The following is a 20798-nucleotide window of genomic DNA, read 5'->3' as shown; positions in this document are numbered from 1 at the left end:
AACCCTACTAAACTAGTTAATTGCTGTTTCAAGTTCTATTTTTGTAGTTCAATGTTAAGATAAAACAATAGAGTAATGGATACAGAAAATAATCCAATTAATAACCCAACACAACGTGAAGAGCTTACAAACATCAATTTTAAGCCAAAAACTAACGAGCAGTTAAATAAAGAAAATCCTTCTAGACAAAACAGAAGACAGGCAACAGAAGAGCAACTTAACAATCCGTTACATGGTGTTAAACTTGCCCAGCTTCTAAAACGCTTAGTTGATTATTATGGTTGGGAGTATTTAGCAGAACGTGTAAACATTCGTTGTTTTAAACACGATCCGACCATGAAATCGAGTTTAGGATTTTTAAGAAAAACTCGCTGGGCTCGTGAACATGTAGAAGATGTTTATTTAGATATGCTAGAAGAACAACAGCAGCAATAATAATATTTAACATCGGAATATTTTACCTCACCTTAAAAACACCTAGAAATCATCAAAATAATAAAAGCAAATACCTCGCAAGCTAAACTTTTTTCTAAAATTAGTATCGCCTCTTTTTTACCTGCACATGGACATTCTGCTCCGCCTAAAGATATGAATGCTTATATCACTAATAACTTTAAAGAAAGCGACTTTATAGAAGAATTAGAAACCGTAGAGAATGAATATTATTTACTGGAATATGAAAATCAAACTGCCGGGTATTCAAAAATAATTTTCAATAAAACCTGTAAAGATGTTACCGCTAAAAACATCACTTATATGAGTAGATTGTATTTACTTGAGGAATTTTATGGTTTAGGGCTCGGTAAAAAATTATTCGATTTTAATGTAGCTCTATGTAAGGAAAATAATCAGGTTGGAATTTGGTTAAACGTTTGGATAGAAAACAAAAAAGCGATTCAGTTTTATGAGAAAGTAGGCTTTACAATAGTAGGGAAAAGTGATTTTAAAATATCAGCAACACACTCAAATCCGAATCATATTATGTACTTAAGTTTATAAACTTCGTTTAAAATGAAACTCTTTTTATGTTATTTTGATGCTCCTAAAGATATCAGATTGACCGCAATCGAAATCAAAGAAAATCGTACCAAGAACATCTTTTAAGTGCTTGACTCGAATTGATAAACATTAATTAAAATGTACAATAGGTTCAGTTGAAGCTATTTTTATACTAAAACGACTATAAGATTAGTTTTTATAGCCATTTTAATTTTACCTGTGTTAAACTAACTTTATAAACCTATGTTAACCAACACATTAAAAAAACCTCCTATATTTGTAATATAAATAATTACCCCCCTTAAAATTATTTATTCTTATCCCCCTAATAAAAGACTTATTCCCTTATGTGTATGAGTCTTTTTTATTTTATATACTTACCTACTAAATTATTCATTTGCTCTGATACTGCTAGTTTAATTACCACAAATACATACACTACAACAATTAAAATACTTTTTAATATGATATTTATTATTGGGTGAATTGGAAACTCTTTGATAAAAACCTCAGGGATATTAAAATTCCAGAAATAAAATCCTAAAAACAATATGGCAATTATGAATACCATTAAGAGCGTTTTTTTGGTAAAAGGAATCATTTTAAACTTTTGCCCTACAAACCACACTTTAAAGGTATTAAATACTAAAACAGTAATTAAAGTAGCCAATGCCAACCCTTCGGTTCCCATATTTAAATAGGTATAAAAATAAGTGTTTAAGAAATATACCGACAAAGCCATACCAACTCCAACTGGTAAAGTGATTCTGTAAAACTTTGAATTTTGAATAATAGCACCATTGTTACCTAAAGACATTAAAAATAACTTTGCGGTAGAAATTAACAAAACAACTAACCCACCACCTGCGGCATAATTTTTATTAGGCATTAGTTTAAATAGTTCGTCTACATTACAATTTACTAGTATAAAAAACAAACCTCCTACTAATAATAAATTAATCGAACTTTTTTTATACAAACTCCTAGTTTCTGTATCATTATCTTCATTGATAGATTTAGAGGTAAGCGGTTGTAATATTTGCCCCATAGCCCTACTTGGCGCTTCTATAAACGATCCTATAAACACCGCAACTCCATAATAAGCAGCCGTAGAAAATCCATCTTTACCTGGTATCATTACTTTATCAATATCTAAAATAATAGCCCCAGCACTTCCTGCTAAAATGATATAAAAAGTGTAACGAAGCACTTCATTAAAGTTATCTGGCAACGTAAAACTAAGCTTTGGCATGTACAACTTAAAAGCATACAACATCATAAGAATTGTTCTTAAAATATATGCAAACGAGATATAGTACAAGAACTCTTGTTTGATAATTATATTTAAATAAACCGCAACTAACAATATCATAACCGCTGCCCTATTGTACAGTTCTTTTAAAATATTACCAAAAACGGATTGCATTTGTACCTTTGCCCACGAATAAAATACTTCAAAATACGCACATGAAACCGCAACGATGTATATATAAATCGTATAGTTTTCGATAATTAAATTTTCTTTTGAATTACTTTTTGCTACAAAATCCATAATCCAATCATGAAAATAACTCCAAAAGAAACCTATTGGTATTGCTATTAGCAATGGTAAAAATAGTACTGTACTTAAAAATTTATCTTTTTCTACTTTAGAAGTATAGCTCGAGTAAAATTTTATAATTGTAAAATGTACTCCAAATGCTGTAATTGGCATAATTAAATTAGAAGCCGAAAAAACATACATTGTTAATCCGTAATACTCATCCTTTAAAAAACGCGAATATAAAAATATGGTGTTTATTCCTCCGATTAAAAACCCTAAATAGATTATAATGGTGTTTTTTAGCGACTGTCTTAGTACGATTCCCAATTTATTCTTGAATTAATTTTATAATTGATTTATATATTCTCTCCCCAACATTATTACCGTATAACGTTTCTTCAAATGTCATTTCTGAATTCAAAAAATCATTAAAAGCATTGGTTATTTTCTTCGGATGTGTTCCTGTAATTGTAGCGTATTTATAGGTTACCAACTCTGTCCATTCTGTTTCTTCTCTTGCTATAATACAGTGCTTTTTATTAAAAAAAGCCTCTTTTTGAAGTCCCCCACTATCGGTAACAACCAAACTACATTTTTTTAACAATTCTAACATATCAAAATAGCCAACAGGATCTATAAAAGTAATATTAGGTTGTAAATTATACTTCGCTAACATTTTTTTAGTTCGAGGATGTAATGGTAAAACTACTTTTTTTGTTTTATTTATTGATTCTAAAGCTGAAAACACTTCGGTTAATTTCTCTTTAAAATCGGTGTTTTCCTGACGGTGAATTGTTGCCAGAGCAAATTCATTTTCTGTTAGTTTTAAATCGCTTATAATAGTCGATTTTTCTTCTGAAAACTGACCGTAAAATTCAACCGCATCTTTCATAATATCACCATGCTGCTCAATTTTAATCGCTAAATTATCAAAACCTTCTTTCTGCAAATTATCTATTGCAACCTGCGTAGGGCAGCTTAATAAATCAGCAATTCTATCTGTTACAATACGATTTACTTCTTCGGGCATTTGCATGTTAAAAGAACGCAAACCAGCTTCAATATGCACCACTTTTACATGTAATTTCTTGGCCGCTAAAGCACCTGCTAGTGTAGAGTTTGTATCACCATACACCACAACTGCATCCGGTTTTTCTGTTACTAAAATCTCTTCGATTTTCTCTAGCATCTGCCCTGTCATGGCACCGTGACTTAAACCGTTGATATTTAAATTATACTTCGGTTTAGGTATTTGCATTTCATCAAAAAAAACAGCACTCATGTTGGCATCAAAATGCTGACCTGTATGCACTATTATTTCTTCAACTTCGCCATGTTTTTGTATCACTCGGCTTAACACAGCTCCTTTTACAAACTGAGGACGCGCGCCTAATATGGTAACTATTTTTTTCAAGAATCTACTACTTGTTTAAGTATTACGGACAATTGTTTGGTTAATTCCTTACGATGGTATTGCTCGATATTTACAGAGGAAACTGTTAACGAGTTTTGTTGGTACTTTTTATACAAATCACTCACTGTCTTTTTTAATTGCTCTTTCTCACTAAAATCGACTATACTGCCTGCTTTTGTTTTTGTTAAAATCTCAGCTAAATCACCATCTTTAGGACCAATTGCTAAGATAGGACGTTTTGCTTGTAAATATTCAAAAATCTTTCCTGTTATAATTCCTTTAGCGCTTGGAACATTATTTACAGCTAATAATAAAACTTGTGAAGCTCGCTGATACTGTTGTACTTCTTTATGTGGCACATAATTTATACGTGTTACATTTTTAAAGTCATACTTCTTTAAATCTGTTACAACATCATCAGATAGTTTTCCAATCAGTTTTATTTCTAAATCGTTTTTAAAGTCGGTGTTTTCTTCGGATAATTCTGCCAGTGCTGTCCATAACATTTTCGGATTTCTATCTGCATTCATCAACCCGATATGTGTGATGGAGAATTTAGAATCTAAAACAGATTGATTATTAGTCTTTTCTTCAGAATCATACCCATTTGTTACCACGTGTATCTTATCAGAAAACACTTCATAATTAGCCCTCATTGTTTTACCAACCACCAAACTTGCATCGGCATTTTTCAGCACTTCTTTTTCTAGCTGATGGTGTTTTTTTATTGCCTTTTTAGTTAATGGAAGTTGATGAAAATAATCAATATCAGTCCAAGGGTCCCGAAAATCTGCAATCCACTTTACATTCGTTTTTTTCTTTAAATGCAATCCGATTAAATGTAAACTATGTGGCGGACCTGTGGTAATAATTGCATCAATCTTATTTTCTGATAAGTATTTTTCTAAATATTTTACAGATGGTTTTATCCAATATTTTCTTGCATCCGGAATAAAATAATTAGCTCGAATGTATTGTAATATTTTCCCGAAAAAAGTTGGATTCGGATTTAAAAAACCGGCACTTGTTTTGGTTTCTTTCTTTTTAAAGATTGACAAAAGATCATTTGGTTCCCAAATAGCTTTTTTAAGTACTTCAACACCTTCAGGAATGTCGTTTGCTAAAGATGCATCTATAATAGGATACTTAGCTTCATCAACTGTATATACTACAGGTTCTACATTAAAATCACGTAAATATTTTACAAATTTTAACCAGCGTTGTACACCAGAACCACCTGCTGGAACCCAATAATATGTAATAATTAGCACTTTCAAATTATAAATTATTGTATAAATCGATTAATCCTTTAGATGTTTTATCCCAAGTAAATTCATTTTTAACAAAATTCTCTCCGTTTTTACCTAATTCTTCCCTTAAAGTAGGATTATTATATAACGTTAAAACTTTATCCTCGAAATCTGCTATATTTTGTGCTTCATGCACCAAACCTCCATTTATTTTTTCTATTAAGTTTTTCTGAGCAATGGCGTTACTTACCAATAATGGTTTTGCCAAACTCATATATTGAAACAGCTTATTTGCATACGCTACATCGTGCTGAATATTACGTTTTAAAGGCGAAATACAAATATCACTTGCTTTTATATAAGACGGAAACAACGAAACGTTTTGCCAACCTTCAAAATCAACAAAATCCGTTATTTGTAACCTTTCAGCTTCTGCTTTTAATATGTAATCGGTCGTGTTTTTACCAACAATTACCAATTTAATAGTCGGAATTTGTTCTTTTAATTTTGCAACAGCTTTTATTGCCGTTAGTAAACCTCTACGAACATGCGTATCTCCTAGATAAAGAATTACAAAATTATCTTTATACTTTTTAGTAATGTTTGTATTCAACTCAAAAGAATCATAAAAAGATTTACGAATGGTATTGGGTACTAAAACCACTTTATTTTCAGCTATTTTAGTTCTATCAACCAACTCATTCACAAACTCTTGAGAAACCGTAATTACTTTATTTGCTTTTTTAATAAATGCTTCTTCTTTTCGCTTCCATTTTTTAGGAGAAATAATATATTTTCCAGGGAATTTCTGTAGATGTGGATAAAACTTCATCACCTCTGGCATATTATCATGCAAATCTAAAACGACAGGTAATTGCTGCTTTTTATTTGCTAAAAAAACTGCTTCAGCAATTCGGATATCATGAATATGAATGGCTTCAATCTTATTTTTAAATAAAAAATCAGCAATCTTCTTTTTCATCAATAATGAATAAAAAGGAACGGTGTATGCTAAAGCAGATAATTTATATTCTAATTTATTAGATTGGTATCGCTTTATCTTAATTTGATTAATTGTTTCTTCGCGCTCTTCTCCTCTATAAGTCAAACAAAATAAAAAAACTTCATGTCCTTTTTTTATCAACTCAATGGCTTCATTTTCTACACGAGGATCAGGCGGAAAAACCTTATCCAATATCATTCCTATTCTCATCTACAACTACTTTCTTTCTGCGTAAACAGCATAATATCTCGGAATAAATTTCCTTAATATCGGTCTGAAACCTATTTTATTAACAGGACTTGTCCATTTTTCTGACTCAACAATATTCCAGTCCGATTTTTCTAGTAACCAATCAAATTGCCAGTCTTCAAATTCGTGATAATGTCTATCCCATACATCCGTTTTACTTCTGTAGGCATTTGCGAACCATAATTTTAAGGGAATTGTAGTTATTAGCTTTGTGCTTTTTATGGCTTTTAAAATATTTAAAGGCGCTAACATATGTTCGAAAATTTCAAACGATGTTACTGCATCTACTTCGTGCTCTTTTACAATATCCGTAATAAAATCTAAATCCTCTCCTTTGGTATTGATCACAGTATACCCATGATTTTCCATAATTTCGGTAAACCTATTTCTAGTTCCTAAATCTAAAATAGTTGCCGGAGCAGGCAACACCTTCTCTAAAAATTTTATTGTATGGTTATATCTCTTTTGAGGATAATATGTTTTCATTAATTTTTATTTAAAAAAAATTGAACTCTAAATTTATTTTTGCTGCTTCTTTTTACGAATTACAAACCAACCAATCGGAATTAGCAATAATAACGCGTAACAAAATAATGTAATTATATTTCCGGTTCGTATCACGGTTGGTTCGTACTTAAATACAACTTCGTGTTTTCCTTTTGGTATATTCATACCTCTAAGTACATAATTTACTTGATAATGTTCAGTTTTAACGCCATCTAAATAAGCATTCCAACCATCTTTATAATAAATTTCTGAGAATACAGCAAACTGATTTTCTTGCGTAGCTGTTTTATAAACTAAGGTTGTAACATTATTTTTAATTAATGAAATTGTAGCTGTTGAATCTTTTTTAAATATATTATTATAATCCATATATCCTTGTGGACTTCTTTTTAATTCTCGTCCATTAATTACAGCTGATGTTTTAGTATTTAAACTATCTAACGCTCGTATTTCTTCATTTGCTGAATTAACTATTTTTAAAGAATTAACAAACCACGCATTTCCGTTTGCATCTGTATTTTCTTGAAATTTATCTTCACCAACAATAACGTATTTTGTATTCAACATATTTAATACGTTGATGTTATTTTTTGCGATTTGATAATCAAATAACTCTTGATAGCGTTTCATTTTCGCAGCATGATAACCACCAATCGAATTATGAAAATACGATGTTCTACCATCTTGCATCGGGTTTCCACCAAAATTAGCTACACGATAATAACTTTTATCTTCTAATATTTCTTTATCAGCTTGGGTTGGTGTAAATGGTTTTAACACTCTTCTTGCCGATGTAAAATCTTCTTTATTTACGTATTTAATATCTACAGAAACTAAATCGAAAAGAATTAAACTTCCTAAAATAATTAAAACCGGCACTTGTTTTAGTTTTCCTTTTAGATAAAACCACAATAAAGCTGCTGATGCTAAAACCAATAAAAATGAGCGAATACTATCGTTAAACAACATCGCTTTTCTATCCGCAATTAAAGCATCTATTAATGTTGGTAATTCTTGATATTGACTATCTCGTAATCCTTCAAAAGCAAATAAACTAGATCCGAATACCGCAAAACCTAAAGTAATTCCGCCTAAAACATAAAATGCTTTTTTTAGAGCGTTTTCTTTTTCTTCGGATGCTACTTCTGATGAAAACAAGTCTCGTAAAGCTATCATTCCTAATAAAGGCACACATAGTTCTGCTATTACCTGAATAGATGAAACCGCTCTGAATTTATTATACAGCGGCACATAATCAATAAAAAAGTTTGTAATAACTGAGAAATTTTTCCCCCAACTTAACATAATTGAAAAAATAGTAGCAGCTACCAACCAATTTCTTAAACGTCCTTTTACTAAGAAAACGCCTAAAAAGAATAAAAAGAATAAAATAGCTCCAATATATGCGGGCGCTTCAACAATTGGCTGTGTTCCCCAATACGTTAAAACCTGGCTCGAATAATCTTTCGCAACACTTTTACCTGCGTTTTGTTCTAAAACTTGATAAAAATTAGAATCTTCTCCTAATTCTTCAACCGTTCCTCCTCCCATAAAACGAGGAATTATCAAATTAAAAGTTTCTGCAATTCCGTAACTATATTCGGTAATATATGATTTATCTAATCCTGTAGATTTTTCTTTTGGTGATCCGTCAGGAGCAATCGTTAATTCCGATTTTCCACGCGTACTAAAATCACCGTATTCTTTCATTGATAATAATCGGGTAGAATTTACGCCTAAACCAATAAACATTGCAACCAATAATACCGCAGCTTGTTTTGCAAATACTGGTAATGTTTTGGTTTTAAAAGCTTCTATAAATTCTACAATTGCCAATATCAACAAACAAAAACCTAAATAATAAGTCATTTGCGGGTGATTTGTGTATACTTCTAAGGCCATTGCTAAAGCTGTAATTACAAATCCGACTAAATATCGTTTTCTAAAAACATATAAAACTCCAGCTATTACCATTGGCATATACCCAATTGCATGTGCTTTTGCATTGTGTCCTGCCCCGAAAATAATAATCAAATATGTAGAAAACCCGAAGGATAAACTTCCTAAAACGGCAAGCTTCCAATCTACTTTTAAGGCTGTTAGTAACAAGAAAAATCCTAAGAAATATAAAAACAAATAATCTGCAGGACGTGGTAAAAAGCGAATCGCTTTATCAATATATCTAACAAAATCATTCGGATAATACGCACTAACCTGATATGCAGGCATACCGCTAAAAGCGTTTCCTAGCCAATAAGGTTCTTCATCATTGGCTATTCTATAATCTTTTACTTCTTTAGACATTCCTATAAATTGGGTAATGTCGCTTTGTTTTATTCGTTTTCCGCTTAAAACCGGATTAAAATATAGCAGCGATATAATTGCAAAAGCAACAATTGTTATCGCATACGGAATCATTTTTTTGTAATTCATGCTTATTCTATTTCTTCAAAATCAACATATTCCCCTACCGAATTATTGCTTTGTTTGGTGTCTTGTGGTTTTTTATCTACAACAGTTTTTCCTTCATCAACAGTACTTTCTTGCTGATTATTATATTGTTGTGCTGCTTTTTTCTGAACTTTATCTACCGCTTTTTTTAATAAATAAGGAGCAAATAACTTCACCAAAAATTTTAGTACGTAATAAACAAGTATAATTATTAATATGGTTCTTAAAAAATTCATAGGTCCAGCTTCATTTATATGTATCATCTTAACTTTTAATAAAAAATTAATCAAAAATAACAATTTGAAGCAAAACGAAGCGTTAAGACTTTACAAAACTTATATTATATAGTAATTTGTATTTTATGTATGTTTGTACTAATTGTATTAATTGAATTTACAACATGATTAAGAAACTTCTTTTGTTTATTACTTTTTTGTTAACCTTGGCTACAAATGCCCAGTATACAACGGTTATAAACTCAAACAACCCTGGTTTTTCTGAAAGTCCTTATAGTGTTGGATCAGGTGTGTATCAATTTGAAAGTAGTCTTTTTTTTAGGAGTACAAGTGCAACACCAACTTTCAGTAATCCACAAGCTACAGGTTTAAACCTTTTATTTAGAACCAGTTTTTTTTCTGAAAAGTTAGAATTTAATTTAAAAACCAGTCTACAGAGCGATAAAATTGCTTTTAAAAACGTTTTTGAATCTTCATATAACGAATTTGGCTTAGGGCAACTTACCTTAGGAGCAAAGTATTTAATCTATACACCTAAATACAACGACAAAAAGAAAGAAATTAGAAGTTGGAGAGCAAGACATTCTTTTGATTACAAAAGATGGATTCCACATATAGGAGCTTATGCTGGGCTTAATTTTGGAAGTATCTTAAATACACCACACAAAAAAGGTGGTATTAGCCCGAAAGTTGGTTTATTGCTTCAAAATGAGTTTTCAACTAAACTTAACGTGGTTACAAACTTATATTACGACAATATAGGAACCGACTTTACGGAATTATCATACATTATTACAGGTACCTATAACTTTAATGATTATTGGTCTGGTTTTGCAGAATGGCAAGATACTTTCGAAAAATACGAACGTAAAAATAATGTTGGTATCGGAGCTGCTTATCTATTTAATGAAGATATGCAATTTAATGCTACACTAAGAGGTAGTTTTGATCAAGAAAAAATAGGACTTCATACAAGCGTGGGAGTCTCATACAGGATAAACAGGCATCATAATAAATTTTTAGAAGTAGATGAGTTTGGTAATAAAATTGAAGAACAAAAATCTACTAAATACACAGAAAACAAAGGTTTCTTTGGTCGTTTATTTGATAAGATAAAAGGTGTATTTAAAAAGAAAGACAAACATACTGTAACGATAAAAGAAGGCGAAAAAGAAGAAAAAATAACTATACAAAGACCAAAAAGAGAGCGCTCTAAATCTTTAGTTGACGTTATTGTTAAAGAAGATATTAAAGAAAAGAAAAAAACAACAAAAGCTGAAAAGAAAGCTGCAAAAAAAGCAGTAAAAGAAGCTGAAAAAGCTATTAAAAACAAAGAAAAAGAGCGTTTAAAATTAGAGAAAAACATTAAAAAAGAGGAAGAAAAGGAAGCTAAGCGTAAAGAAAAAGAACGTAAAGAGATAGAAAAAAATCTTTTAAAAGAAGCAAAACGTAAAGAAGAAGAGCGTTTAAAACTAGAAAAAGAGATTAAAAAATTAGAAGAGGATTTAAAAAAGGAAGACGAAAAAGAGCAAAAGAAGGACAATTAAAAATCTTACATTTGCTGTATGATTAAAATCAAAGAAGTAATATCAAAAAAGGAAATGAAACAATTTGTTAAATTTCCTTTTTCTCTTTATAAAAATAACAAAAACTGGGTTCCTCCTATTATCAGTGATGAGATTGATAATTTCGACCCTAATAAAAATCCTGTTTTTGAAAACGCAAAAGCATTTTTTTTTATTGCATTAAAAGACGAACAAATTGTAGGAAGAGTTGTTGCTATTATAAATACTTATGAAGTAGAAAAACAACAAATTAAAAAAATACGATTCGGTTGGTTTGATGTTATTGATGATATAAAGGTTACTGAAGCACTACTAAATAAAGTTAAAGAAATAGGTCACAAAAATAACTTAGAATACCTTGAAGGCCCTGTTGGTTTTAATAACTTAGATAAAACCGGAGTACTTATTGACGGCTTTGACCATATTGGCACGATGATTACTTGGTATAATCACCCTTATTATTCGAAACATTTTGAGCTACTAGGCTTAAAGAAAGAAAAGGAATATTTAGAAAATAAATTTCTTTTTAAAAATGTAGATGCTGTAAAATACGGAAAAGCAAGTAACATCATTCAAAGAAGGTACGGTTTAAAACCGTTAAGTTTTACTTCAACCAAAGCTATAATGCCGTACGTTGATGAAATGTTTGAATTATTTAGCAAAGCATATTCAAAATTATCAACTTACGTACCTATTTCTGATGCACAAGTAACCCATTTTAAAGAAAAATACATCAGTTTTATCAATCCTGAATATATAAAGTTTGTGGTAGATAAAGATAATAAATTAGTTGCTTTTGCCATTGTAATGCCCTCATTTTCTAAAGCACTTCAAAAAGCAAAAGGTAAGCTTTTTCCTTTTGGCCTTTTTCATTTATTAAACGCTAGAAAAAACTCAAAAGACGTTACCTTTTACTTAATTGGTGTAGCGCCTGAATATCAAAACAAAGGTGTTTTTGCTATTATATTCAAACAATATTGTGATACTTTTTCTAAAAAAGGAATCATAAATTGTATTAGAACTCCAGAATTAGAAGATAATATCGCTATCCATCAAATTTGGAAAGATTTTAATCCAACAACACACAAACGAAGAAGAACTTATAAATTAGATTTATAATGCAGCTATTTTTTAATCAAAATATCACTCCAAACACCAAACAAATTACCTTCGAAAAAGAAGAAAGCAGGCATATTGTTCGTGTTTTAAGAAAAAAAGAAGGTGACATATTACACATTACAAACGGTAATGGTTTTTTATTTTCAGTAGAAATAGCAATTGCTAGTGACAAAAAATGTCTTGCAACGGTTATAAAAAAAGAAGAAAAACCAAATAACAGAGATTATTATTTACATGTGGCTATTGCACCTACTAAAAATAATGATCGTTTAGAGTGGTTTTTAGAAAAAGCAACTGAAATTGGTATTGATGAAATTACCCCTATTATTTGCGACAACTCTGAAAGAAAAATAGTGAAGATTGAACGATTATCTAAAATTGTGCAATCTGCCATGAAGCAATCATTACAATTTACATTACCAAAACTTAATCCTCCTATAAAATTTTCAGAATTCATAAAACAAAACTTCTCAGGAGAAAAATTTATCGCCCATTGCGAAGAAAATATTGAAAAAAAACTTTTAAAAAACAGCGCTGCTAAAAACGCTAAACAAACAATACTCATTGGACCCGAAGGTGATTTTTCAATGAAGGAAATTGAGTCAGCATTTACTGTAAACTTTACACCTATTTCATTAGGTGAAAATCGCCTTCGAACCGAAACTGCTGGTTTAAATGTCGTTCAAAGTATTGCTTTTATCAATCAATAATTCATTTTTTTTTATATATTTGGTTTAAAACCTTACTTATTGGATACCCCTACTTTATTTAACCTGTTTTTACTTATTAGCGCCTTACATGGTTTTGCTTTTAGTATTATCCTTTTTTGTTCAAAAAACGGAAGAGAAAAAAGCATGCTTTATTTAAACTTTCTAATACTTGCTATTTCATTAAACAATATTCAATCTTGGGCTTTAGAGAAACATTTATTTCAACATAAATTCTCTTTAGATTACTTACAAATACCTTGGCATTTTTTAGCAATGCCCTTCCTATATATGTTCCTTATAAATTATTTAAATTTATCTAAGAAATCGTATAATATATTAAAAGCAATAGTGCCTTTATTTTTAATTATAATCGCAACACAAATTGTTTTCGTATATAACTACAATGACACAAATTCTCAAGAGAATTTAAATTACATTTATGAACGATACACTTCTTTTGAAGAAATATTTAGCTTAACCATCTCTTTAAGTGTTTTTATTTATTCACTATATATACTTTATAGAAAAGAAAAACTTTTTACAAAAATAACATCTTTCGATAATTTAAAATGGGTGTATACTTTTTTTAAACTTACAACTGTAGGTTATGTATTATGGATACTTGCTTTAATCATTAAAGTAAAAATGAACTTTACTGGTTTCTTATTCTCTTACTATCCTCTAAGAATTTATACAACATTACTTATTTACTGGTTAGGCTACCAAGGATTAAAACAAATAAGAATACTAAAGGAGCGTAAGAAAATTAGAGAATCATTATTAATTGATTTAGATGAAGGTTTTAATCTTGAAACAATAAACTTAAATACTAAAGACACTTCTTCTGAAAAACACAAAGAGCAATTTTTAGAAATAGATAATTTTATTGATAAAAATAAAAAATTCTTACTACCTAAATACACCTTAAAAAAACTATCAAAAGATACTGAATTAAGCACAAGTACACTTTCTTTAATTATTAATAATATTGCTAAAAAATCTTTTACAGATTACCTTAATGAAAAAAGAATTGAGCAAGCTAAACTGCTTTTACTTGATCCAAGTTATTCTAATTACACAATCACATCTATCGGATTAGAATCTGGTTTTAACTCAAAATCAACATTTTATACTGCTTTTAAGAAAAAATCGGGCTATACACCTGTTCAGTTTAAAAAAACTAAAGCTATTGAAATTTAAAACCCAATAAAATAGTTCGAAATCATCCAAATTGGATGATTTCGAACTCCTTGTTTTTATATCCTTAGTATATTTGTACCAGAGGTCTATAAATTCTAAAAATGGAGATTTTTGAAGGGGTTTTCTTTTTTAGAACTATAGCTTCGAAGATAAATTATTGAGATTCTTCTCAGTAATGAAAAAGAAAAAGATACTACTAAAAACACCGATAGCAATATTGGTGTTTTTTATTTTTAATACTATTTATAAAATAATATCACTCAATTTTTATTAAGATTAGTCCTTAAACACCCAAACTGGATGATTCCGAACTCTTAAAACTTAAGATCTAATTATCTTCGGAAGCGGAAATTAGATTATAAGTATTGAATATCAGTTAAGGGGGATCTTCAAATACAATTAATTTCTTAAGGGGAACAAAACACCAATAGTAATATTGGTGTTTTTTATTGTTCTTTTGTTATCTTGCTTTTTATAATGCAAATTAAAAAAATGAAAAACCTTTTACTGCCTATATTTCTTATAAGTTACACTTTCATTTTCTCTCAGCAAATTGCCACTTTAAAATATAAAGGTGGTGGTGATTGGTATGCTAACCCAACAGCACTACCTAATTTAATACAATTTAGTAATACAAACATTCATACGGCTATTGATAAAGCTAAAACAATAACACTCGATGATGATAACATAAATAATTACCCAATAATTTTTGTTACCGGTCATGGTAATATTTTTTTTACGAACGATGAAGCTAAAAATCTTAAAAACTACTTAATCTCGGGCGGATTTATTCATATATCAGATAATTATGGGTTAGATAAATACATAAGACGGGAATTAACAAAAGTTTTCCCAACACTAACTTTACAACAAATACCAAACAATCACCCGATTTATCATCAAACATTTTCTTTTCCTAAAGGAATGCCTAAAATTCATGAACACAACAAAAAACCACCACAAGGGTTGGGGCTTTTTTACAAAAACCGTTTAATTGTTTTTTATGATTATGAAAGTGATTTAAGTGATGGATGGGAAGATGCTGAAATTCATAATAATCCTAAAGAAACAAGAATGAAAGCTTTAAAAATGGGATCAAATATTATAGAGTATGCTTTTAAACATTAGTGAAACACAAATAGATAGTATTAAAATAAACTTCGATTCAGAAGGTTTATGGTTATTAAATATTGCCATTGCTATAATTATGTTCGGCGTTGCATTAGGCATAAAAATTGACGATTTTAAGCGACTTTTTAAAAAACCTAAAATTGTTTTTGTTGGCGTATTATCTCAGTTTATATTATTACCTGCTGCTACTTTTTTAGCAATTATTTTAATACAACCACACCCCAGTTTTGCTTTAGGAATGATGATGATTGCAGCTTGTCCTGGCGGAAACGTTTCTAATTTTTTTAGTAAAATGGCTGGCGGTAATGCTGCTTTATCTGTAAGTTTAACAGCTTTCGCAACACTTATATGTATTGTTATGACTCCAGTAAATTTACACTTCTGGGGAAGTTTATACGAGCCTACGAATGCAATTTTAAAAACAGTTGAGTTAAACCCGTTTGAATTATTTAAACTTGTTTCGTTAATTCTAGGTATTCCTTTAATACTCGGAATGCTCATAAAACACTATCATTCTGAAATGGCAGAAAAAATAGAAAAGGTATTAAAACCTCTTTCTATGACCGTATTTATTCTTTTAATAGTAATCGCTTTTTCTCAAAATTTAAGCATCTTTAAAAACTACATTCATCACGTATTGTTTTTAGTTATTTTTCATAATATTTTCGCTTATATTCTCGGTTTTTTTACCGCCAAACTTTTTGGTTTAAACAAATCAGATAGTAAAACAATTGCTATAGAAACCGGAATTCAGAATGGAGGCTTAGGACTGTTATTAATTTTTGGTTTTTTTGAAGGTTTAGGAGGCATGGCTTTACTCGCAGCTTTTTGGGGAATTTGGGATGTTTTCTCTGGAATGGTTTTAGCAACTTATTGGGGACGAAAAAAATAGTAAATGAAAACACTTTTATATTCAATTTTTAAAATTTATATTAAAATCGGTTTATTTTTTTATTCAAAAAAAATAACGGTATTAGGTGAAAATAATGTTCCTAAAAAAGGCGCTGTTTTATTTGTTGCAAATCACCCAAACGCATTAATAGATCCTTTATTAATCGCTACAAATACCAAAAGAAAAATTCATTTTCTAGTACGTGCTGCTGTTTTTAAAAATACAATAGCTGCTGCTTTTTTAAATTTATTAGGTTTAATGCCAATCTACCGCATAAGAGATGGGATAAAACAATTATCAAAAAATGAAGCCATTTTTAATGATTGTCAAGACCTTTTAAATAACAAGGAGACTTTACTTATTTTTGCAGAAGGAAGTCATAATAGAAAACGAACCATTAGGCCTTTAAGTAAAGGGTTTACTCGAATAATTTACAGTGCTTTAGAAAAATACCCTAATCTAAATATTCATGTTGTCCCTATTGGTCTTACATATCAAAACTCATCTAGCTATCCTTCTAAAGTTACTTTAAATTTCGGAAAACCTATTTTAGCAAATGAGTTTTATAATCAAAATGATATTTTTAAATCTATTAAAACAATAAAAGAACAAGTTGCTCATCAACTAGAAAATTTAAGTGTTCACATAACAAATGATGAGTTTTATACAACTACAATACAGAAGCTAGATAAAGCTCAAGTAGATTTCACAAAAGTTGGTGCGACAAATGCTATTCTTAAATCTGATTCTTTTCCAAAAGAAAAAAAACGTAGTAAAAACTACGCTTCTTTCTTATATTATATACTTTTAATAAATAGTGTTATTCCTTATTTTATTTGGAAACTGTTAAGTAAAAAAGTACCCGAAATTGAATTTATTGATACATTTCGATTTACCTTAAGCATAGTGCTTTTTCCTCTTTTTTATATATTACAAAGTTTGATCCTATATTTCTTTTTTGATTGGGAAATTGCCATTGTATATTTAGTTACGTCAATTTTAATAGTCCTTTTTTACACCAAATTAAGTACTACTCCGTCATTAAAATAGCATCTTGAATATCTTCCTGAATTTTAGTACGGATATTACTTTTTACCAAACCTCTATTGTTCATGGTAGGATATATTCTGTTTGATAAAAAAACATATACCACTCCTGTTGCAGGATCTGCCCAAGTATAAGTTCCGGTAAAACCACTATGCCCAAAACTTTCATCTGAAACACAGCCACAAGTTGCTTTAACTTTGGGGTTTAATTGAGGTTTATCAAAACCTAAACCTCTTCTTACTTTTCTTTTTGCATAGTAACGCTTATTAAATTTCTGTACGGTTTCTGGTTCTAAATATTTTTTATCACCATAAGTTCCTTCCTGTAAATACATTTGCATAATCTTCCCTACATCATTCGCATTCGAAAACAAACCAGCATGACCACCTACACCACCTATCATAGCTGCGCCCATATCATGTACATAACCATGTACTAGCTGATTTCTATAATAAGTATCTCTCTCTGTTGGTACAATTTCAGATTTTCTAAATTTAGCAAGCGGCAAATAACTTGTTCTGTTAGCACCTAACGAGCTATAAAAATATTCATCTGCTAACTTATTTAATGGCCTCTTATATTTTTTTTCTATAATTTCTTTTATCATATAGTAACCTAGATCGCTGTACTTATAGCCTACTCTTGTTCGCTGTTCAGACTCAACAATATGCTTGTATATAGAATCTTTATAACTTCGCTTTAAATACAAGTTTCTGGCAACTTTAATATTAAACTTACCTGTTCGTATTTTTCGATAATATTTTACTGAGTTCTTACCTGTTTCTTCATCTCTAGTATTCATGTAAAAAGGAATCCATGAGCGTAAACGACCATAATGAGACAATAGTTCTTTTATTAATAAAGTGTCTTTATTAGAATCTTTATACCTTGGTAAAACATCACCTAAACTAGAGTACAAACTTAATTTTCTTTCCTCTTCTGCTTTCATCACCATAGGCAATGATGCTAATATTTTTGTTAAAGAAGCTAAATCATAAATATCAGAATTTTTTACAGCTCTTTTTTTTGTGTTTGTATGATAGCCAAAGCTTTTATTATAAATTACTTTTCCGTCTTTTGCTACAAAAACCTGCCCTCCTGGTGCCATTTTTTGTTGTAAAATAGTATCAATTCTTTTATCAATTATTGATAATTTTTCTGATGAAACTCCCGCTTCTTCAGGGATTGTGTATTGAAACACATTAATTCCCTTTACAAACTCCCCGGTTCCTTCTTTAAAACTTTCTTTAATTGATACCGGTAATTTTCCTTTTAAATCAAAAGCGCCAAATAAAGCTTGCGCTGATAACTCTTGCGATAAAACACTATTTTGATACGATACTACAACACCTTCTATGTTTTCAAATGATTTTACCTGAAGTAAACTATACGGACTCGTAAATACATCTAAAATAACTTTTTTGTTTCTTGATATTTCTTGTAACCAAACTAAATTTTTATTTGAAAACTTATAGCCTTTCCAAGGATTCTTATTTGATTTATGAAAACCAACAATAATCAAATTATATTTTTCTAGTTTTTGTTTTAATACACTCAAATGCTTATCTGAAACGACATCTATTGCCGTATAATTTTTTAACATATCAACAAAAGAGCTTCCTTTTGCATCTCCTAAAGCAACGTATGCTATTTTTTTATCCTTTAAATTTTTAATTGGTAAAATAGCCTCTTTATTTTTTACAACGGTTATCGCATCTTTTATTAATCTTCTATGTAAAACCTCATCATAAGGTGAATTTATATCTTTTGATATATTTTCCGTATCAATTGATTTATACGAGTTTAAACCGACTAAATACTTCGCTTTTAATATCTTTTTTACAGAATAATTCAAACGTTCTTCTGTTAATTCTCCATCAGTTAATGCTTTTTTAAGCAATCTTACTGAACCAGGAACATCCTGAGAAATCAATAATACATCATTACCTGCTAAAATCGCAGCAACATCTATTTGTGCTGGAGTTGAATAATTAGCAGCTCCTTTCATGTTTAAACCATCCGTAATTATCAATCCTTTAAAGCCTAATTTATCTTGCAACAAAGTAGTCACAACATTTTTTGATAATGATGATGGTAATTTCACATTCGTTTCTAAAGCAGGAATACTTAAATGTGCTGTCATAACACTAGCAACACCTTCTTTAAACATTTTTTTAAAAGGATACAACTCTAACGAATCTAATCGTTGCTCACTAAAATTAATTGTTGGTAATGTATGATGCGAATCTGCCGCTGTATCTCCATGACCTGGAAAGTGCTTTGCATTTGCTAACACTCCCGCACTTTGCATCCCTTTTGTAAAAGCAATTGCTTTTTGAGTTACATTTTCTTTATTTTCTCCAAAAGATCGATTTCCGATAATCGGATTTTTAGGGTTTGTATTGATATCTACCACCGGAGCAAAATTGATATGAATACCAACTCTTTTACAGTGTTCACCAATTCTTTTTCCTGTTGCTACTAACAGTTCATTATCTTTAATTGCACCTAAAGTCATATTCCAAGGAAAACGATACGTGTTTTTAAGACGCATATCTAAACCCCATTCACCATCAAAACCAATCATTAGTGGTACTTTAGATACTTCTTGATATTTATTATTTAAAACGACTTGTTTTTCTGGTGTTCCTTGCATAAAAATTAAGTTACCAACATGGTACTTAGTTATCATTTCGGTAATAGCCAACTCATGCTTTTTATCTTTGTTAGAATAGGCTTGTATCATAAATAACTGTCCGATTTTTTCATCAATCGACATATTATTCATAATGCTATCTACCCATTTCTCTTGTCCGTCCGCATCTTTTGCTAACAACGGATCCGTTTGCTGAGCTTGTAGTACTTGTACAAATACTGTTATTAAAATTATGAGTATCTTTTTCATGTTTTTTTCCTTCTTTTTCTACACTTTTATTGCGTTACACAATAATTAAAATCAATTGTTATACCAAAAATCGTTTGTGCCAACTTTTATCGGCAGTAACTTCCCAGTTAGTTTCAAAATCTTCCTTGGTATCTACCATATTATTAAATACGATAGTTTTTGATGTTATCTTTTTATCTTTTGCTAATTGCTGAAAATCGGATAATTTAACAACATTAATATTGTCACCATCTTTAAAAGAAACGTTCATTTTATTCATTAAATCGATTCTTAATTCTTTTTCTAATTCTTGTACAAAATGAACTGAAGAATCTATTGAACATCCTGATACATCATTAAAACCTTCATCTACACCCAATATTAAAAACTGGTTATATTTTATAGTAAATGATCCTTTTAAATCATCTCCATGACGTGTCCAATTATCAATAAAAAGTATGGTTTTAGCACAAATGTATTCTACTTCTTCGATACTAAATTCTCTGTCTGCTTGATAAATCCAAACTCTTGAATTTGTTGGTAAATTATTATATTCTGTAAACATTTTTTATTCTTTTTTTATAATCTCTAAAGT

Annotated in this window: 18 protein-coding genes; 9 read left to right on the top strand and 9 right to left on the bottom strand. The window is 29.8% G+C overall.

Features of this window, described 5'->3' with window-relative positions; genetic code table 11:
• The first annotated feature begins 75 nt into the window (after positions 1 to 75).
• Together N2251_RS14055 and N2251_RS02640 are read left to right on the top strand one after the other, a co-directional pair.
• Positions 76 to 435, top strand: coding sequence for a VF530 family protein (locus tag N2251_RS14055; protein ID WP_312025081.1), 360 nt, complete (start codon positions 76 to 78; stop codon positions 433 to 435).
• A gap of 153 nt (positions 436 to 588) precedes the next feature.
• Positions 589 to 999: a GNAT family N-acetyltransferase gene (locus tag N2251_RS02640; protein WP_260585159.1), complete on the top strand. Its 411-nt coding sequence runs from the start codon at positions 589 to 591 to the stop codon at positions 997 to 999.
• 364 nt (positions 1000 to 1363) lie between these two features.
• Here the strand turns inward: N2251_RS02640 and N2251_RS02635 are convergent, their stop codons facing one another.
• From N2251_RS02635 to N2251_RS02605, 7 genes are read right to left on the bottom strand one after another with little or no spacing between them, the layout of a single operon-like run.
• Positions 1364 to 2869, bottom strand: coding sequence for a lipopolysaccharide biosynthesis protein (locus tag N2251_RS02635; protein ID WP_260585158.1), 1506 nt, complete (start codon positions 2867 to 2869; stop codon positions 1364 to 1366).
• A gap of 1 nt (position 2870) precedes the next feature.
• Positions 2871 to 3956: a non-hydrolyzing UDP-N-acetylglucosamine 2-epimerase gene (wecB, locus tag N2251_RS02630; RefSeq protein ID WP_260585157.1), complete on the bottom strand. Its 1086-nt coding sequence runs from the start codon at positions 3954 to 3956 to the stop codon at positions 2871 to 2873.
• Positions 3953 to 5227, bottom strand: a complete 1275-nt coding sequence (locus N2251_RS02625) for a glycosyltransferase (RefSeq protein WP_312025080.1) — start codon at positions 5225 to 5227, stop codon at positions 3953 to 3955. The genes wecB and N2251_RS02625 overlap by 4 nt, the downstream gene beginning before the upstream one ends.
• A 7-nt stretch (positions 5228 to 5234) precedes the next feature.
• Positions 5235 to 6419 (bottom strand): glycosyltransferase family 4 protein, encoded by a 1185-nt coding sequence (locus N2251_RS02620; RefSeq protein WP_260585155.1) that lies wholly within the window; start codon positions 6417 to 6419, stop codon positions 5235 to 5237.
• A 6-nt stretch (positions 6420 to 6425) separates the two neighbouring features.
• Positions 6426 to 6944 carry a methyltransferase domain-containing protein gene (locus N2251_RS02615; protein WP_260585154.1) on the bottom strand — a complete coding sequence of 173 codons (519 nt, stop codon included), beginning with the start codon at positions 6942 to 6944 and terminating at the stop codon, positions 6426 to 6428.
• Between the two features lie 33 nt (positions 6945 to 6977).
• Positions 6978 to 9398, bottom strand: coding sequence for a YfhO family protein (locus N2251_RS02610; RefSeq protein WP_260585153.1), 2421 nt, complete (start codon positions 9396 to 9398; stop codon positions 6978 to 6980).
• Between the two features lie 2 nt (positions 9399 to 9400).
• Positions 9401 to 9679 carry a DUF4834 family protein gene (locus N2251_RS02605; protein WP_260585152.1) on the bottom strand — a complete coding sequence of 93 codons (279 nt, stop codon included), beginning with the start codon at positions 9677 to 9679 and terminating at the stop codon, positions 9401 to 9403.
• Between the two features lie 137 nt (positions 9680 to 9816).
• Between N2251_RS02605 and N2251_RS02600 the strand changes: the two genes are divergently transcribed.
• The 7 genes from N2251_RS02600 (at position 9817) to N2251_RS02570 (ending at position 17322) form a co-directional block, all read left to right on the top strand.
• The gene (locus tag N2251_RS02600; RefSeq protein WP_260585151.1) at positions 9817 to 11199 is read left to right on the top strand and encodes a transporter; all 1383 of its coding nucleotides are present in this window, start codon (positions 9817 to 9819) and stop codon (positions 11197 to 11199) included.
• 18 nt (positions 11200 to 11217) lie between these two features.
• A complete protein-coding gene (locus N2251_RS02595; RefSeq protein ID WP_260585150.1) occupies positions 11218 to 12336 on the top strand; it encodes a GTP cyclohydrolase in 1119 nt (372 codons plus the stop codon).
• Positions 12336 to 13046: a 16S rRNA (uracil(1498)-N(3))-methyltransferase gene (locus N2251_RS02590; RefSeq protein WP_260585149.1), complete on the top strand. Its 711-nt coding sequence runs from the start codon at positions 12336 to 12338 to the stop codon at positions 13044 to 13046. The genes N2251_RS02595 and N2251_RS02590 overlap by 1 nt, the downstream gene beginning before the upstream one ends.
• A gap of 39 nt (positions 13047 to 13085) precedes the next feature.
• Positions 13086 to 14246 carry a helix-turn-helix domain-containing protein gene (locus N2251_RS02585; RefSeq protein WP_260585148.1) on the top strand — a complete coding sequence of 387 codons (1161 nt, stop codon included), beginning with the start codon at positions 13086 to 13088 and terminating at the stop codon, positions 14244 to 14246.
• Between the two features lie 492 nt (positions 14247 to 14738).
• On the top strand, positions 14739 to 15377 hold the full coding sequence (locus N2251_RS02580) for a DUF4159 domain-containing protein (RefSeq protein ID WP_260585147.1): 639 nt from the start codon (positions 14739 to 14741) through the stop codon (positions 15375 to 15377).
• Positions 15361 to 16272 (top strand): bile acid:sodium symporter family protein, encoded by a 912-nt coding sequence (locus N2251_RS02575; RefSeq protein WP_260585146.1) that lies wholly within the window; start codon positions 15361 to 15363, stop codon positions 16270 to 16272. The genes N2251_RS02580 and N2251_RS02575 overlap by 17 nt, the downstream gene beginning before the upstream one ends.
• Positions 16273 to 16275: 3 nt before the next feature.
• Entirely contained in the window at positions 16276 to 17322 is a 1047-nt protein-coding gene (locus N2251_RS02570) for a lysophospholipid acyltransferase family protein (RefSeq protein WP_260585145.1), read from the top strand.
• Here N2251_RS02570 and N2251_RS02565 read toward each other — a convergent pair.
• On the bottom strand, positions 17303 to 20224 hold the full coding sequence (locus N2251_RS02565) for a serine hydrolase domain-containing protein (protein ID WP_260585144.1): 2922 nt from the start codon (positions 20222 to 20224) through the stop codon (positions 17303 to 17305). The genes N2251_RS02570 and N2251_RS02565 overlap by 20 nt on opposite strands.
• A gap of 58 nt (positions 20225 to 20282) precedes the next feature.
• A complete protein-coding gene (locus N2251_RS02560; protein WP_260585143.1) occupies positions 20283 to 20768 on the bottom strand; it encodes an ABC transporter ATPase in 486 nt (161 codons plus the stop codon).
• Positions 20769 to 20798: the final 30 nt, after the last annotated feature.

This window comes from Tenacibaculum haliotis (genome assembly GCF_025215075.1).
Lineage (GTDB): Bacteria > Bacteroidota > Bacteroidia > Flavobacteriales > Flavobacteriaceae > Polaribacter > Polaribacter haliotis_B.
The sequence above is the reverse complement of the archived record's forward strand: the minus strand, read 5'-3'. Positions and strand labels throughout refer to the sequence as shown.